The sequence below is a fragment of the Pseudonocardia sp. genome (genome assembly GCF_025965585.1).
Lineage (GTDB): Bacteria > Actinomycetota > Actinomycetes > Mycobacteriales > Pseudonocardiaceae > Pseudonocardia.
Map to the genome: position 1 here is coordinate 1 of NZ_JAOPWR010000054.1, position 14,660 is coordinate 14,660.

The following is a 14,660-nucleotide window of genomic DNA, read 5'->3' on the forward strand; positions in this document are numbered from 1 at the left end:
CGTCAGTCATGCTGGTTCTGTGAACGATCGCCCACCGGCCCCGTCGGACTCGCCGTCTGCGCTGGCCGCCGCACTGCGCACCACCGGCTACCTCGCCGACGACGGCCTCGCCACGGCGACGTTCCTCGCCATGCGCATGAACCGACCACTGTTCTGCGAGGGTGAACCCGGCACCGGCAAGACCGCTCTCGCCCAGGCACTGGCGGAGGTGACCGGCTCCGAGCTGATCCGCCTGCAGTGCCACGAGGGCATCGACGCGTCGCAGGCTCTCTACGACTGGGACTTCCCCCGCCAGCTGCTGCACCTGCGCGCGCTCGAGGCCGCCGCGGGTGCGGAGAGGATGGACGTCGACGCCGTCGAGGCCTCTCTCTACGACCCCAAGTTCCTGCTGGCGCGCCCCATCCTGCGCGCGCTGCAGACCACACCGAGCGTGCTGCTCATCGACGAGATCGACCGCGCCGACGACGAGTTCGAGGCCTTCCTCCTGGAGGTCCTCACCGAGCACGCGGTGACGATCCCCGAGGTCGGCGAGATCCGGGCCACCACGCCCCCGATCGTCGTGCTCACGTCCAACCGCACACGCGAGGTGCACGACGCCCTCAAGCGCCGCTGCCTCTACCTGTGGCTCGACCACCCCGACCTGCAGCGCGAGATCGAGATCCTGCACTCGCGGCTGCCGGGCCTGCCCGAGCGGCTCGCCGCCCAGGTGGCCGGCGCCGTCCGCGCGCTGCGGCAGGCCGACCTGCTCAAGCCCCCGGGCGTCGCGGAGACCATCGACTGGGCACGGGCGCTGCAGCTCGTCGGCGCACGGCACCTCGACGTCGACAGCGCGGCCGCCACGCTCGGCGCCGTCCTCAAGTACCGCGAGGACGCCGACCGCGTCCGCAAGCAGCTCGACACCCTGCTCGCGTCCTGAGCGCACCGTGACGAGCACAGAGGCACCCGTCGCCGACCCCGTCGCCGACCCCGTCGAGGGGCTCGTCGGTTTCACGGTCGTGCTCCGCAGCGCGGGGCTGTCCATCACCACCGACCGGGTCGCCACCTTCCTGGGCGCGCTCGACGAGCTGGACGTCACCAGCCGGATGCAGACGTACTGGGCCGGGCGGCTCACGCTCTGCTCCGACCCCGACGACCTCCCGCGCTACGACCAGGCCTTCGATGCCTGGTTCACCCCGCAGGAGGGCGGGCGCACCCGTGTCTCCGACGAGCGCAAGCCGCCGCCGCCGAAGCTCGCCGCGCTCACACCTTCCACGGAGGACTCCTCCGAGGAGGGCGACGACGACCGCGAGACGCCGCAGGTGCACGCCAGGGCCAGCGGGTCGGAGGTGCTGCGCAACCGCGACCTCGCCGAGCTCACCCCGTCCGAGCGCGAGCACCTGCGCAGGCTGCTGGCCCTGCTGCGCCCCGAGCCGCCGACCCGGCCGACCCGGCGCCGCAGCCCGTCGCGGCACGGCGAGGCCGATCCCGCCCGCACGCTGCGCGCCGCGCTGCGCAACGAGGGCGAGGTCCGGCAGCTCTACCGCCGCGACCACTCGCGGCGGCCCCGCAAGATCGTGCTGCTCGTCGACGTTTCCGGCTCGATGGAGCCCTACGCCGACGCGCTGCTGCGCTTCGCGCACGTCGTCGTGCGCCGCTCGCCGCAGGCCGTGGAGGCGTTCACGCTCGGCACCCGGCTCACCCGTGTCACCCGCGAGCTGCGGATGCGCGACGCCGACCGCGCGCTGGCCGCCGCAGGCCGGGCCATCCCCGACTGGTCCGGCGGCACCCGCCTCGGCGAGGTGATGCGCGCGTTCGTCGACCGCTGGGGGCAGCGCGGCGCCGCCCGTCGCGCCGTCGTCGTCGTGTTCTCCGACGGCTGGGAGCGCGGCGAGACGGACCTGCTTGGCGTCCAGATGCAGCGGCTCGCCCGGCTCGCCCACAAGGTGGTCTGGATCAACCCGCACGCGGGCAAGGACGGCTACGCGCCGGTGCAGGGTGGAATAGTGGCCGCCCTTCCATACTTGGACGAACTGCTGGCCGGGCACAGTCTGGCCACTCTCGAAGAGCTCCTTGAGGTGATCCGCGATGCGTGACGTGATGGACCGGCTCGAGGGCTGGTGGAAGAACGGCGAGACCGCGGCGCTGGCCACGGTCGTCGGCACCTACAGCTCCGCGCCCCGGCAGCCCGGCGCGTCGATGCTGGTCGGACCGGACGGCGAGGCCGTCGGCAGCGTGTCCGGCGGGTGCGTCGAGGGCGCCGTCTACGAGCTGGGCCAGCAGGTGCTCGGCGACGGGCGCCCGGTGTTCCAGCGCTACGGGGTCTCCGACGAGGACGCTTTCACCGTGGGCCTGACCTGCGGCGGCATCATCGACATCTTCGTCGAGAAGGTCGGCCCGGAGACCTACGACCAGCTCGGCTCGGTGGCCCAGGCCATCCGCGACGAGACGCCGGTGGCGGTGGCCACCGTCGTCACCGGGCCGTCCGACAAGCTCGGCAAGCGGCTCATCGTGTGGGCCGACCGGGTGGAGGGCGCCACCGGCTCGTCCCGCCTCGACGACGCCGTACGCGACGACGCCCGGGGCCTGCTCGACGCCGGCCGCAACGCGATCCTGCACTACGGCATCGACGGACAGCGCCGTGGCGAGGGCCTCGACGTGTTCGTCGAGTCGTTCGCGCCGCCGCCTCGCATGATCGTGTTCGGGGCGATCGACTTCGCTGCCGCCGTCGCGCGCATGGGCACGTTCCTCGGCTTCCGCGTCACGGTCTGCGACGCGCGTCCCGTGTTCGCCACCGCCACCCGCTTCCCGGGCGCGAACGAGGTCGTCGTCGAGTGGCCGCACCGCTACCTGAAGGCCGAGTCCGACGCGGGCCGCGTCGACAAGCGCACCGCGCTCTGCGTGCTCACCCACGACCCGAAGTTCGACGTCCCGCTGCTGGAGGTCGCGCTGCGGCTGCCCGAGGTGGGCTACATCGGCGCGATGGGCTCGCGGCGCACCCACGAGGACCGCATCGAGCGGCTCAGGGAGATCGGCGTGACCGACGCCGAGATCGCCCGGATGTCGAGCCCGATCGGCCTGGACCTCGGCGCCCGCACGCCCGAGGAGACCGCGGTGTCGATCGCGGCCGAGATGATCGCCCAGCACTGGGGCGGCGCCGGCACCCGCCTCGCGAACCGCGAGGGCCCGATCCACGCCGGCTGACGCCTCATCCCGACACGATCGGGCGCGGGGCCTGCCCGATGGGACAGGGTCCGCGCCCGGCCGCCGGTACGGTCCGCCACGGCCGATCCGCGGCTGACGTGCATGTCCGTGACCTGCCGTACCCAGCATGCGAGGGCCTGCCCGGTGGCGGTTGCCGCGCGTCCCCGTCACCGGATACGCACCGTTCGCACCTGCCCGCTCACCCCCGGTTCTTGTAGCCTGGGCGACGCCGCGGGTCGGGACGTTCGGCGTACGGCGACGGACGATGTGGTGCGGGAGGGCAATGTGGTCCTCGCCGATGAAGCCCGCAAGGCCGGTGACTCGGTCCTGCTGGCACGGCGTAGTCCGGACGATCGACGCGTGACCGACGGCGACTCCGGACCGCTCCGGCTGTCCAAGTTCCACGCCCCGGAGATCGTCTTCGGCCCCAACTCACTCGCCGAGGCCGCGCACGCCGCGGTCCGGCTGGGCGCGCGGCGGCCGCTCGTCGTCACCGACCCCGGGCTGACCGAGGCGGGCTGGCCCGCGGAGCTCCTCACCCAGCTGCGGGCCGCCGGCCTGCGCCCGGTGGTCTGGACCGACGTCACGCCCAACCCGAAGGACCACGAGATCGAGGCGGGCCACGAGCGCTACGTCGAGGCCGGCTGCGACGTGGTGCTCGGCATCGGCGGCGGCTCGGTGATCGACGCGGCCAAGGGCATCGCCCTGCTCGCCGCGAACGGCGGGCGCATCCTCGACTACGAGGGCATCGACCGCATCGCGCACCCGATCCCGCCGCTGATCATGATGCCGTCCACGTCCGGCACGGGCGCCGACGTCTCCCAGTTCTGCGTCGTCACCGACACCGAGCGACACACCAAGATCACGATCATGGGGCGCGCGCTGGTGCCGGACGTGTCGGTGATCGACCCCCGGCTCCTCGTCACGATGCCCGACGAGCTGAATGCCGCCACCGGTCTCGATGCGCTCACGCACGGCATCGAGGCGTTCGTGTCGCTGGCCCACGGCCCGCTCACCGACCACCACGCGCTGCAGGCGATCTCGCTGGTCAACGGCAACCTCGCCCACACCATCCACGAACCGCGCGACACCGAGGCGCGCTCGTTCATGGCGCAGGCCGCGCTGGAGGCCGGCCTGGCGTTCACCAACGCGATCCTGGGCGCCACGCACGCCATGAGCCACCAGGTCGGCGGCATGCTCGACCTCCCCCACGGCGTCGTCAACGGGGTGCTGCTGCCGCACGTCATCCGCTTCAACGGGGCCGAGCTGCCCGAGCGGTTCGTGCCGATCGCGCAGGCCCTGGGCGTGTACGAGCCGGGGATGCCCGCGCCGGAGGCCGTCGAGCGGGTGGCCGAGGAGGTCCGCACGCTGGGCGATGAGGTCGGCGTGCCGCGCGGGCTCGGGGCGCTGGGCGTCACGGGCGAGGACATCCCGCGCCTCTCGGAGCTCACGTTGAGCGACGCGTGCCTCACCACGAACCCGCGGCCCACCTCCGTGGGCGACGTCGAGACGCTGTTCAAGGCGGCCCTGTGACGGCGAGGACTGCATGACGGCCGCCTCGCAGTGGCCCCGCCGGTCGGGCCGCACCGCCGCGAGCCGTCCGCGCCCCGACCTCGCAGCGCTCACCGGGCTCCGCTCGGGCAAGCCGCACTACTACCCCGAGTACCGCACGTCCGCGGAGCGGCTGCACCGCGTGATCCTGGCGCTGGAGCGGATCTCGGCGGCGCTCGTCCGCACGATGGAGGGCTCCGAGGCATTGGTCCGCGCGGTGGTGGAGGCCACGGCCGACCACCTGAGCGCGGAGTGGGTCGTGTTCGCCCTCGTCGACGGCGAGCTGCCCGAGGCCCAGCCGCGGCACCTCGTCCGCGGGCCGGACGGCGCCGAGTGGTCCGACGCGCGCGCCGTCCCGGAGCGGGTGTGGCAGCACCTCGAGCACGTCAAGGCGGGCGAGGCCGACGACCACCACGACCCGCTGCAGGCCCGCCGCCACCTGCACGTCGCGGTGAAGCTGGACGGCCGCACCGTCGGCGGGTTCGTCGCGTGGACGCCGGAGGAACGCGAGATCGACGACACCGACCACTCGGTGCTGCGCATCCTGGCCGGTCAGACGGCCGCCGCGCTGCAGAACTGCGCCCTGCTCGACCACTCGGCCCGGCTGCACGCGCGCACCGCTCTGCAGGCCGACGACCTCAAGGCCCGCAACGAGCAGCTGATCGCCACGCAGGCCGAGCTGGGCGCGGCCCGGCAGTGGGAGGTGCTCGACATCGAGCGCCACCGCATCGCGCGGGAGCTGCACGACAGCGTCACCCAGTACGCGCTGTCGGCCGGCATGCACATCGAGCTGGTGCGCACCGAGATCGCCGACGACCGCCTGCGTGCGCAGCTCGACACCGCCAAGGACCTCACGCGCCGCGCCGTCGAGCAGCTGCGGTCGGCGATCTACGCGCTGAGCGACGCCGAGCACCACGGCCACGGCGTCGACAAGGACCTGCCCTCGATGCTGCGCCAGCTCTCCGGCGTGCACATGCCCGACGAGCTGCGCGTGGAGGTGCGGATCGGCGGCACGCCGGTGGCGCTGCCCGCCGACTGCGAGCAGTCGCTGTTCCGCATCGCGGGCGAGGCGCTGTTCAACACCGCGGTGCACGCCGAGGCGAGCAAGGCAGTCGTCCGGCTGGCGTACCTGTGCCATTCGGTCCGGCTCACCATCTCCGACGACGGGGGCGGCAAGCCCGAGGAGGTACGGCGCAGCCTGCGTGCGGCCACCGTCGCCACGCCGTCTGGCGAGCACCGTGGGCTGGTGAACATGCAGGCCAGGGCCCGTGAGCTCGGTGGCTCGCTGACGTTCCGCCGGGCCCGGCTGGGCGGCTTGCAGGTCCAGGTGGACATCCCGGTCCCCTGCGCGAACGGAGCCCCCTCGTGACCGCTGCCCCGCTGGCTCCCCGCAGCCGCCCGATGCCCACCCGCATCGTGCTCGTCGACGACCACTCGATCATGCGGCAGGGACTGCGCGCCGTGCTGGAGCGCGAGGACGACCTGCGCGTCGTCGGCGAGGCGGGCACGCCTGCCGACGCGGTGGCCGCCGTCGCGGCGACGCGGCCGCACGTCGTGCTGCTGGACCTCAAGCTGACGGCCGGCCCGCAGACCGACGGTCTCGACGTCTGCCGCAGGCTGTGCGCCGCGCACCCCGGGCTGGGGGTGCTGGTGCTCACCACGTTCTCCGAGGACCGGCTCGTGGTCGAGTCGGTGCAGGCCGGCGCGCGCGGCTACGTCGTCAAGGACGTGGACACCACCGAGCTGGTGCGCGCCATCCGTGCCGTCTCCCGTGGGGAGAGCGCGTTCGACGCCCGCAGCGCGTCGGCGATGGTGCGCTCGTTGTCGGGCGGCATGCCGGAGCGGGAGCGGCTCACCGAGCGCGAGCTCGACGTCCTGAGGCTGCTGGCCCGCGGCCTTTCCAACCGCGCGATCGGCGCCGAGCTGTTCATCTCCGAGACCACCGTCAAGTTCCACGTCGGCAACCTCATGCGCAAGCTCATGGTGTCGCGGCGTGCCGAGGCGGTCTACGCGGCGACCAAGCAGGGACTGCTGTAGAACTCCGCCGCATGCGGTTCTACGCGGAACGCCCGCTCCGTCTCCTTCGCCAGGTGCTCGCCGACGTCCTCGTCGTGGCGTGGGTGGTGCTCGTCGTGACGGTGGCGAGGGCGGCGTACGACCTGGTCCAGCAGCTCCGGAGCCCGGCTCTGACGCTGGTGACCGCGGGCGAGGCCATCCGCAGCACGTTCGCGGGAGCGGCGGACACCGCCGGCAGGGTGCCCGTCGTCGGCGACGACCTCGCCCGCTCCCTCGGGACGGGCGCTGGTGCCGGTGCGTCGCTGGCCGCCGCGGGACGCGAGCAGGTGCAGACCGTCACCGATGCCGCGCTGGGCACCGCCGTCGGGATCGTCGTGCTCGCCGCGCTGCCGGTCGTGCTGATCTGGCTGACGGTGCGCGTGCGCTACGCGCGGGCCGCACGGTCGGCCGTCGTCGCCAGGCGGGTCGACTCCGACCTGCTGGCGCTGCGCGCCCTGGCCCACATGCCGGTGCGCAGGCTGCTGGCCCTCTCCGACGACCCGGCCGCGGCCTGGCGGCGCGACGACCGCGACGTCGTCCACCGGCTGGCCGAGCTCGAGCTGCGGTCGCTGGGCCTGCGCTCGCCGCGCGTCAGGGCGGACTGATCACACCACCGTGATCGTCTTGGTGTCGGTCATCGGCGGACGGCCAGCGCCGTCGGACGGGTCGTCCTCGGTGACGCGCAGCTCGTAGGTGCCGGGCTCGAGGGTGACGGTGAACGAGTACGGCGAGAACCGCTGGCCCTCAGCGGTCGACGCGGCCCCCGACCTCACGACGACCCCCTCGCGGCGCACCTCCCACGGCAGGTTCGCCTCGAACACCGCCGCCTCCCCCGACACGACGACGTCCCGTTCCACGGAGGCCCCGTTCATCGGGCTGTCGATCTGGACGAGGGAGCGCACGGCGTAGGCGTCGCCGCGGAGGACGGGTGCGGACACGTCGATCCCGCCCAGCACCGTCGCGGCCGGAGCACCGTCCACGAGCACCCGCACAGACAGGGTCGATCGCAGCACGCCCTGCACCGTGTAGACGAGCTGCTGCAGGCTCATCCGCGCCGCAGCCGGATCGGTGGCGGGTCCGGTGGCCTGCGCGGTCAGATCGACGGTGATCAGGTCGCCGGCCACCACCGGCGAGCGCAGCGCGGTGCCCGCGGGCCAGTAGGACCGGTAGTCGGGATCCAGCGCGGCGCCGAACATCTCGCGGACGGCATCGCTCGCCGCATCGGTCGTGGTGACCCGGTGGAACTCGCGCTGCAGCCGGAACCCGGCAGGCGTGGAGGCCACGTAGTAGGCGGGCAGCGCCACCACCCGGCCGGGCGCGTCCGTCGTCGTCGGACTCCCCGGGGTCGTCGGGGTCGTCGCTCCCCCCGGCGCGACCGCGGCGTCGGCGCAGCCGGCCAGCAGCACCGCGAGCAGGACCACCATCGCGATTCGTCGCACCGCGATCACCTCCACCGAAGGATCGGAACCGGACCCTCGTGAGAATCTGGACGCACCCACGGGGGTCAGGTTGCCCGCGCGGGCCCTCGTCACCCGGACGGCGCGCCGGACCCACCCGGGTGGACGCGCCCCGCGGATGGCACCGTGTCGGTCATGCCGCTGTTCGCCTTCGAGGGCCTGGCCCCGACCGTGCATCCCGACGCGTTCGTCGCCCCGACCGCCACCCTCGTCGGCGACGTGCGCGTCGAGGCGCACGCGTCGATCTGGTACAACGCCGTGCTCCGCGCCGACTTCGGCCCGATCATCGTGCGGGAGGGGGCCAACGTGCAGGACGGCTGCGTGCTGCACGGTGGTGACGACCCCGTCACCGAGGTGGGCCGCGGCGCCACCATCGGCCACCTCTGCGTCGTGCACGGCTGCGTCATCGGCGAGGAGGCCCTCATCGGCAACGGCTCCACGATCCAGGACGGCGCGCGCATCGGCGCCCGCTGCCTGGTGGGCGCCGGCGCCACCGTCGCCCCCAACACAGTGATACCCGACGGCCAGCTGGTGCTCGGGTCGGTGGCGCGGGTGAAGGGCCCGCTGACGGAGTCGGCCCGGTGGTGGGTGGAGGGCAACCCGGAGATCTACCGGCAGCTGGCGAAGCGCCACCGCGCGTCCGTCACCCCGGTGATCCCCGACGCCTGACCCCGCCCGCGCGACATGCGGGTCAGGCGTCCGGGTCCGGGCTGCTCGCCTGCGCCCAGTAGCGGCGGGGGATGCGACCGGCACCGTGGGCGGCGCGGCCCGCGTCCACGGCCCAGCGCATCGCCTGCGCCATCCGCTCCGGGTCGCCCGCGCGCGTGACGGCTGTGGCGAGCAGCACGGCGTCACAGCCCAGCTCCATGGCCTGTGCCGCCTCCGACGCCGTGCCGATGCCGGCGTCGAGGACGACGGGCACCCGCGCGCGGTCGACGATCATCTCGATGTTGTGCGGGTTGCGGATGCCGAGCCCGGTGCCGATCGGCGAGCCCAGCGGCATGACGGCGGCGCAGCCCACCTGCTCGAGCTTGCGGGCCAGCACCGGATCGTCGTTGGTGTAGGGCAGCACGGTGAACCCGTCGTCGACGAGCTGCTCGGCGGCGTCGAGGAGCTCGATCGGGTCGGGCAGCAGGGTGCGCTCGTCGGCCACCACCTCGAGCTTGACGAGGTCGGTCTCCAGCGCCTCCCGGGCCAGCCGCGCGGTGAGCACGGCCTCGGCGGCCGTCCGGCAGCCCGCCGTGTTGGGCAGGATCTCGATCCCCAGCCGCCGCAGCAGATCGAGCACGCCCGTGCCGGTGGCGGCGTCGATGCGGCGCATCGCCACCGTGGTCAGCGCGGTGCCGGACGCCACCAGAGCGCGTTCGAGGATCTCCAGGTTCGCGGCCCCGCCAGTGCCCATGATGAGCCGCGAGTCGATCTTGCGACCCCCGATGATCAGGTCGTCGTCCACCGTCATCCTCCCTGTACCGCGGTGAGCACCTCGACGCGCGCGCCGTCGACCAGCGCAGTGGCCGCCCAGGCCGCGCGCGGCACCACCTCGCCGTCCACGGCCACCGCCACTCCGCTGGCCGGGGCGCCGAGCGCGACGAGTGCTTCGGGCACGCCCGCACCCTCGTCCAGCTCGTGGCGGTTCCCGTTGATCCACACGTGCACGTGCTACCTCCTCGACGTCCGCGCCGTGGCGAAGCGGCCCGGGTCCGCGGCCTTGGCCTGCCCCGGCACCGCGTCGCCGCGCAACAGGGCCACCACCGCGTCGGCGGTGACGGGGGCGAGCAGCATGCCGTTGCGGCCGTGACCGGTCGCGGCGAGCAGGCCCTCGGGGCCGAGACCGCCGATCAGCGGCAGGTTGTCCAGGCTGCCCGGCCGCAGCCCCGCGGCGCTCTCCACCAGCGCGTACTCCGCGATGCCGGGGAGCACGCGCTCGGCGTCGCGGAGCAGGTCGCGCACCCCGCCGACCGTGACGTCGGTGTCGAAGCCGGTCTCGGCCTGCGTGGCCCCCACGACCAGGCCGCCCGCGTCGCGGGGCACCGCGTAGACGGGGCGGCCGTCCACCAGCGCGCGCACGGTGCGGCTCGGGGGCGGGAACGCGCCGGTCCGGTGCGCGAGACGCAGGATCTCGCCCTTGACCGGGCGCACCAGGCCGTCCAGCGCGGGATGCAGTGACGCCGAGTGGGCCCCGGCGCTGACGAGCACCGCGTCGGTCTCCACGACGTCACCGTCGAGCCGGACGCCCGTGACGCGCGTGCCGTCGTCGAGGACGGTCTCCGCCGCGCGCTCGACGAACCGCACACCCACCCGCTCACCGGCCGCGCGGAGGGCGGCGAGCAGCACGCGATTGTCGACGGCCAGGTCGCCGGGCACCGAGAGCCCGCCGCGGACGTCCGGCCCGAGCGCGGGCTCCAGGCGGCGCAGCTCGCGTCCGGAGAGCCGGTCGACGGCCCGTCCGAGGCGGGTGAGGTAGGCCGCGAGGGCGTCGAGCTCGGCGCGGTCCCCGGCCCCCGTAGCGGCCACCACGGTGCCCTCGGTGCGCAGCCCGGCCGGAAGGCCCGCGGCTGCGGTCAGGTCGGCGGCGAAGCCCGGCCAACGACGGACGGACTCCACGCCGAGGTCGAGCAGGTGCTCCTCCCCCGGCCACGCCTCCGTGACGGGCGCGAGCATGCCCCCGGCCACCCAGGAGGCGCCACTCGCCGGTGCGGGGTCCAGCACGGTCACCGCGTGACCGGCGGCCGCCGCGCGCCAGGCGCAGGACAGGCCGATCACACCCGCCCCGACCACAACAAGGTTCATCGTCATCTCGCTCCCTGCGCCGGCATGACCCGGATCAGGTTCGACGGTCGGGATCCCTGTCGGATCCCCTCTCAGCCCTGCGGGCTCCCGTGCGTCACCTGCGGTCCACCCTACGCCCTGCACGTAATGTCCGGCCCGTGCCAGGACTCGACGGAACGGCCCTGCGGGCACGGCTGGACGCCGCCCGCCTCTACCTCTGCACCGGCGCGCGGCGCGACCGCGGCGACCTCGCGGACTTCGCCGACGCGGCCCTCGCCGGCGGCGTCGACATCGTCCAGCTGCGCGACAAGGGCCCTGACGGGCCGCTGGAGGCGCGCGACGAGCTGGCCGCCCTGGAGGTTCTCGCCGAGGCCTGTGCGCGGCACGGGGCGCTGCTGGCCGTCAACGACCGGGCGGACGTCGCGCTCGCCGCGGCCGCCGACGTGCTCCATCTGGGTCAGGACGACCTGCCCGTCGCGTGGGCCCGGAAGGTCGTGGGCGACGAGGTGGTGGTCGGCCGCTCCTCGCACAGCGCCGACGAGACGCTCGTGGCCGCCGGCGAGCCCGGCGTCGACTACTTCTGCGTGGGCCCGTGCTGGCCGACGCCCACCAAGCCGGGCCGCCCCGCCCCCGGCCTGGACCTGGTCCGCACGGTCGCCGGGCGCTCGCCGTCCCGGCCGTGGTTCGCCATCGGCGGTATCGACGAGCGCCGCCTCGACGACGTGCTCGCGGCGGGTGCGGAGCGCATCGTGGTGGTCCGCGCGATCACCGAGGCCGAGGACCCGCGGGGCGCCGCGGCTGCGCTGAGGTCCCGTCTGCCCGCCTGAGAGTCCACGCCGACGCTCCGTGTCGGCTCGCGAACCGATCCGTCTCGACTCGCTCGGTGGCGGTGCGTCGGCTCGCGGGTGGCTAGCCCCGCGCGCCCGCTCCGCTTCCGAACAGGCCCCCGAGGGCGGGGGAGTTCGTGGTGGCGCCCGAGGGCGAGCGGTTCGAGCCCGTGCTCGGCGTGTTGGTGGCCTGGGACCCCGACGAGCTGCCGTCCTGCCCCGGGGAGGCGGTGCTCGACGGGCCGGCCGTGGGGTCCGGCGTAGCGGTCGGGGCGGCGGTGGAGTCGAATGTCGAGCCGTTGGGGGCGGTGGTGGGCGCGGTGGTCGGCTCGGTGGTGGGCGCGGTGGTGGACTCGGTGGACGTGCCGTGGTCGGCGCCGAACACCCGCCCGACGGATGTGCCGGACTGGTTCGAGGTCAGGGTGGATCCCTTGGCCCACTCGATCCCCGTGACGGCGAGCAACCCGATCACGAAGACGAGGACCGTGGCGCCCGCCCACATCAGCCACCGATGCCGCGACGGGGCCGCAGACGGCGGCACGACGGGTTCGACGCGCATCCGGACGGTCTGGCCCTCGGGGCTCCGCTGCATCGGCAGCGTGAGCTCGCTGGGCGTCGTGCCGGTCGCGGCGGCGCCACGCCTGCCCACCGGCCTGATCCGGGCCACGAGGGTGTCGCGCGTCCGGTCGAGGTAGCGCTGGTAGATCGTGGCGGCGACGGTGCTGGCCACCGAGCCGAGCGCCGCGCCTGCGACGGTGCCCGCGGCGCCGAACAACGAGCCCAGTATGGCGCTCGTGGCCGCCGCGCCCGCGCCCGCGAGGATCTTGTTGACCGTCAGGTCCTTCGCCGGGGACGACATCGTCGTCACCGCATCCGACACGGCCTCCGGGCCGCGCGCCTGGGCCCGCCCCGGAGGGATCGCTGGTCGGGCCGGCAGGCCACCTGCGGCGGAACCGTTCGGGTTCAGCCGGTTCGGGGTCGGCCGGGCAGCGGGATCGGACGGGCGGGCGGCGGGGTGCGGCGGCATGGCTCCTGTACGCGATCAGTTTGCGGGTGGTGGCTCCGTTGCGGGTTGTGGCTCTTTCGGCCTCAACGCCGATCCTTCCCGGATCGCTCCGGACGATCACCATTGGTGAGCCCTCTCACCCTGCCCCTGGTGAACGCCGCCGCGATACCACCGGATGCCGCAGGCCGGGGTGGCCCGCGGGCAGCGCCGTTCGGAGCAGCGGCCACGACGACGCGACGCACCCGGCGACGAGTGGCCAGGTCAGCAGAACGCGCGCGACGCCGAGCGCCACCACCTCGTCCGCCGCGAACAACGGCAGGAAGACGGCGAGCCGCACCAGGTACTGCCCGACCCAGACACACGACGCCCGCTGGTAGCCGCGCAGCAGGTCCGGATCACGGCGCCAGGCGGTGCGCTGCCCGAGCGCCGTGCCCACGACGAGCCCCAGGAGCGGCCACCGGATGATGATCGAGACCGCCCAGGCGAGCGCGCTCGCGGCGTTCGTGACGATCTGGACGAGGAAGAAGTCCACGGCCCGGCCGGTGTAGAGCGCGATGAGCGCCGCGACGGCGACGCCCAGCAACCCGATGAGCACCGACCGCGGCCGACGCCCGGTCACCAGGCGGAACACGGCGAGCACCGCGGCGGCCACGACCGCCGTTCCGCCGCCCCACGCGACCGGGGAGGCCGATCCGGAGGCCTGCGCCACCGTGAGCCCCACGACGAACGCCACAGCGGGCACCGTCGCGTCCAGCGCGCCCGCGCGCCCTCCGAGCAGCGCGCGCAGGGAATCAGGGTCCGACACGGCTGGGGGCGGCGGGTCGGAGCGCTGCTCGGGGACGGCCATGGAGTAAGGGTGCCCTATTGCTAACGATCGATCACTCCTACTGGCGCGGATGATCGGTCCTGGGTGATGCTGGGGAGATCTCCAGCCGTCGCCGCGATGACGGGGATGTGAACGAGAGGGGCGATCGCGTGAGCCGATGGAACACCTTCGTCGCGATCGGTGACAGCTTCACCGAGGGACTGGACGACCTGCGGGCCGACGGCACCCCGAGGGGTTGGGCCGATCGTGTGGCCGAGCAGCTGGGCGCCGGCGATCCCGGCTTCCGCTACGCGAACCTGGCCGTGCGCGGCAAGCTGCTCGACCAGATAGTGGAGGACCAGCTACCGGTGGCCGAGCGGCTGCGTCCCGACCTCGTGGGTTTCTGCGCCGGCGGCAACGACATCATCCGGTTCTCCTGCGACACCGACGACCTCGCCCGCCGCTTCGACACGGCGCTGGAGCGGGTCACCGCCACCGGCGCCCAGGTCGTGGTGTTCACCGGCTTCGACCTCGGGCGTATGCACCCGCTGATCCGCAGGCTGCGCGGGCGTGTGGCCTGCTACAACGAGCTGATGCGCGCCAGTGCCGAGCGGCACGGCAGCACGGTCGTCGACCTGTGGGGCATGGCCCCGCTGGCCGACCCCCGCACGTGGGGCAGCGACCGGCTGCACCTCACCGCGGAGGGCCACAAGCGCGTGATGCTGCGCTTCCTGGAGACGCTCGGCGAGCCCGTCGCGGAGGACTGGCGCGCCCCGCTCCCCGAGGCCGCGCCCGCTCCGTGGCGCGACCGCCAGCTCGAGGACCTGCGCTGGATGCGCAACTGGGTGCTCCCGTTCGTGCACAACCGCGTCCGCGGCCGTCACACCGGCGACGGGTTCCTGCCCAAGCGCCCCGAGCTGCTGCCCCTGGACGCAGGCCGCCGCCCCGCCGTCTGAGCCGCCTGGGTCGTCTCGGTCATCGACGAGAGAAGGGCCCCCGCACCGAGGGCG

The 14,660-nt window shown here is 74.1% G+C and carries 16 protein-coding genes and 1 riboswitch; of the genes, 10 read left to right on the top strand and 6 right to left on the bottom strand.

The features are described 5' to 3' along the window. Nucleotides 1-19 precede the first annotated feature (19 nt). From JWR81_RS03065 to JWR81_RS03095, 7 genes are all read left to right on the top strand, one after another. A complete protein-coding gene (locus JWR81_RS03065) occupies nt 20-916 on the top strand; it encodes a MoxR family ATPase (protein WP_297646321.1) in 897 nt (298 codons plus the stop codon). Between the two features lie 7 nt (nt 917-923). Then, complete coding sequence (locus JWR81_RS03070) at nt 924-2,072, top strand: VWA domain-containing protein (protein ID WP_297646323.1); 1,149 nt, start codon at nt 924-926, stop codon at nt 2,070-2,072. Next, nucleotides 2,065-3,180 carry an XdhC family protein gene (locus JWR81_RS03075; protein ID WP_297646325.1) on the top strand — a complete coding sequence of 372 codons (1,116 nt, stop codon included), beginning with the start codon at nt 2,065-2,067 and terminating at the stop codon, nt 3,178-3,180. The genes JWR81_RS03070 and JWR81_RS03075 overlap by 8 nt, the downstream gene beginning before the upstream one ends. 360 nt (nt 3,181-3,540) lie before the next feature. Next, entirely contained in the window at nt 3,541-4,713 is a 1,173-nt protein-coding gene (locus JWR81_RS03080) for an iron-containing alcohol dehydrogenase (protein WP_297646327.1), read from the top strand. A 13-nt stretch (nt 4,714-4,726) separates the two neighbouring features. Next, entirely contained in the window at nt 4,727-6,100 is a 1,374-nt protein-coding gene (locus JWR81_RS03085; RefSeq protein WP_297646329.1) for a histidine kinase, read from the top strand. A 32-nt stretch (nt 6,101-6,132) separates the two neighbouring features. Then, the gene (locus tag JWR81_RS03090; protein WP_297646411.1) at nt 6,133-6,768 is read left to right on the top strand and encodes a response regulator transcription factor; all 636 of its coding nucleotides are present in this window, start codon (nt 6,133-6,135) and stop codon (nt 6,766-6,768) included. Between the two features lie 11 nt (nt 6,769-6,779). After that, entirely contained in the window at nt 6,780-7,391 is a 612-nt protein-coding gene (locus tag JWR81_RS03095; RefSeq protein ID WP_297646331.1) for a hypothetical protein, read from the top strand. Here JWR81_RS03095 and JWR81_RS03100 read toward each other — a convergent pair whose 3' ends face one another. Next, entirely contained in the window at nt 7,392-8,225 is an 834-nt protein-coding gene (locus JWR81_RS03100) for a Gmad2 immunoglobulin-like domain-containing protein (protein ID WP_297646333.1), read from the bottom strand. 153 nt (nt 8,226-8,378) lie between these two features. On the opposite strand from JWR81_RS03100, the gene JWR81_RS03105 reads away from it, so the two are divergent. Then, on the top strand, nt 8,379-8,912 hold the full coding sequence (locus tag JWR81_RS03105; protein WP_297646335.1) for a gamma carbonic anhydrase family protein: 534 nt from the start codon (nt 8,379-8,381) through the stop codon (nt 8,910-8,912). Between the two features lie 22 nt (nt 8,913-8,934). On the opposite strand, the gene JWR81_RS03110 is transcribed toward JWR81_RS03105, so the two are convergent. The 3 genes from JWR81_RS03110 to thiO all read right to left on the bottom strand — a co-directional run bounded on the left by JWR81_RS03110 (nt 8,935) and on the right by thiO (nt 11,039). After that, entirely contained in the window at nt 8,935-9,696 is a 762-nt protein-coding gene (locus JWR81_RS03110) for a thiazole synthase (RefSeq protein WP_297646337.1), read from the bottom strand. Nucleotides 9,697-9,698: 2 nt separating this feature from the next. Next, nucleotides 9,699-9,899, bottom strand: a complete 201-nt coding sequence (thiS, locus tag JWR81_RS03115; RefSeq protein ID WP_297646339.1) for a sulfur carrier protein ThiS — start codon at nt 9,897-9,899, stop codon at nt 9,699-9,701. 3 nt (nt 9,900-9,902) lie between these two features. Continuing rightward, nucleotides 9,903-11,039: a glycine oxidase ThiO gene (gene thiO / locus JWR81_RS03120; protein ID WP_297646341.1), complete on the bottom strand. Its 1,137-nt coding sequence runs from the start codon at nt 11,037-11,039 to the stop codon at nt 9,903-9,905. Next, nucleotides 11,028-11,134: riboswitch (TPP riboswitch) on the bottom strand. It overlaps the preceding gene by 12 nt. Nucleotides 11,135-11,170: 36 nt before the next feature. Here thiO and thiE point away from each other — a divergent pair. Next, complete coding sequence (gene thiE, locus JWR81_RS03125) at nt 11,171-11,839, top strand: thiamine phosphate synthase (RefSeq protein WP_297646343.1); 669 nt, start codon at nt 11,171-11,173, stop codon at nt 11,837-11,839. Nucleotides 11,840-11,921: 82 nt separating this feature from the next. Here the strand turns inward: thiE and JWR81_RS03130 are convergent, their stop codons facing one another. Together JWR81_RS03130 and JWR81_RS03135 are read right to left on the bottom strand one after the other, a co-directional pair. Next, nucleotides 11,922-12,698 carry a hypothetical protein gene (locus tag JWR81_RS03130; protein ID WP_297646345.1) on the bottom strand — a complete coding sequence of 259 codons (777 nt, stop codon included), beginning with the start codon at nt 12,696-12,698 and terminating at the stop codon, nt 11,922-11,924. Between the two features lie 283 nt (nt 12,699-12,981). Next, entirely contained in the window at nt 12,982-13,692 is a 711-nt protein-coding gene (locus tag JWR81_RS03135; protein WP_297646347.1) for a DUF3159 domain-containing protein, read from the bottom strand. A gap of 128 nt (nt 13,693-13,820) precedes the next feature. Here JWR81_RS03135 and JWR81_RS03140 point away from each other — a divergent pair, with 128 nt between their 5' ends. Next, nucleotides 13,821-14,606 (top strand): SGNH/GDSL hydrolase family protein, encoded by a 786-nt coding sequence (locus JWR81_RS03140; RefSeq protein WP_297646349.1) that lies wholly within the window; start codon nt 13,821-13,823, stop codon nt 14,604-14,606. The last annotated feature ends 54 nt before the right edge of the window (nt 14,607-14,660 follow it).

Coding starts and splice junctions, on each gene's coding strand:
- JWR81_RS03135 (WP_297646347.1), bottom strand. CDS start 13,692: ATGGCCGTCCCCGAGCAGCGCTCCGACCCGCCGCCCCCAGCCGTGTCG.
- JWR81_RS03090 (WP_297646411.1), top strand. CDS start 6,133: ATGCCCACCCGCATCGTGCTCGTCGACGACCACTCGATCATGCGGCAG.
- JWR81_RS03085 (WP_297646329.1), top strand. CDS start 4,727: ATGACGGCCGCCTCGCAGTGGCCCCGCCGGTCGGGCCGCACCGCCGCG.
- JWR81_RS03095 (WP_297646331.1), top strand. CDS start 6,780: ATGCGGTTCTACGCGGAACGCCCGCTCCGTCTCCTTCGCCAGGTGCTC.
- JWR81_RS03130 (WP_297646345.1), bottom strand. CDS start 12,698: ATGTCGTCCCCGGCGAAGGACCTGACGGTCAACAAGATCCTCGCGGGC.
- JWR81_RS03075 (WP_297646325.1), top strand. CDS start 2,065: ATGCGTGACGTGATGGACCGGCTCGAGGGCTGGTGGAAGAACGGCGAG.
- thiO (WP_297646341.1), bottom strand. CDS start 11,039: ATGACGATGAACCTTGTTGTGGTCGGGGCGGGTGTGATCGGCCTGTCC.
- JWR81_RS03105 (WP_297646335.1), top strand. CDS start 8,379: ATGCCGCTGTTCGCCTTCGAGGGCCTGGCCCCGACCGTGCATCCCGAC.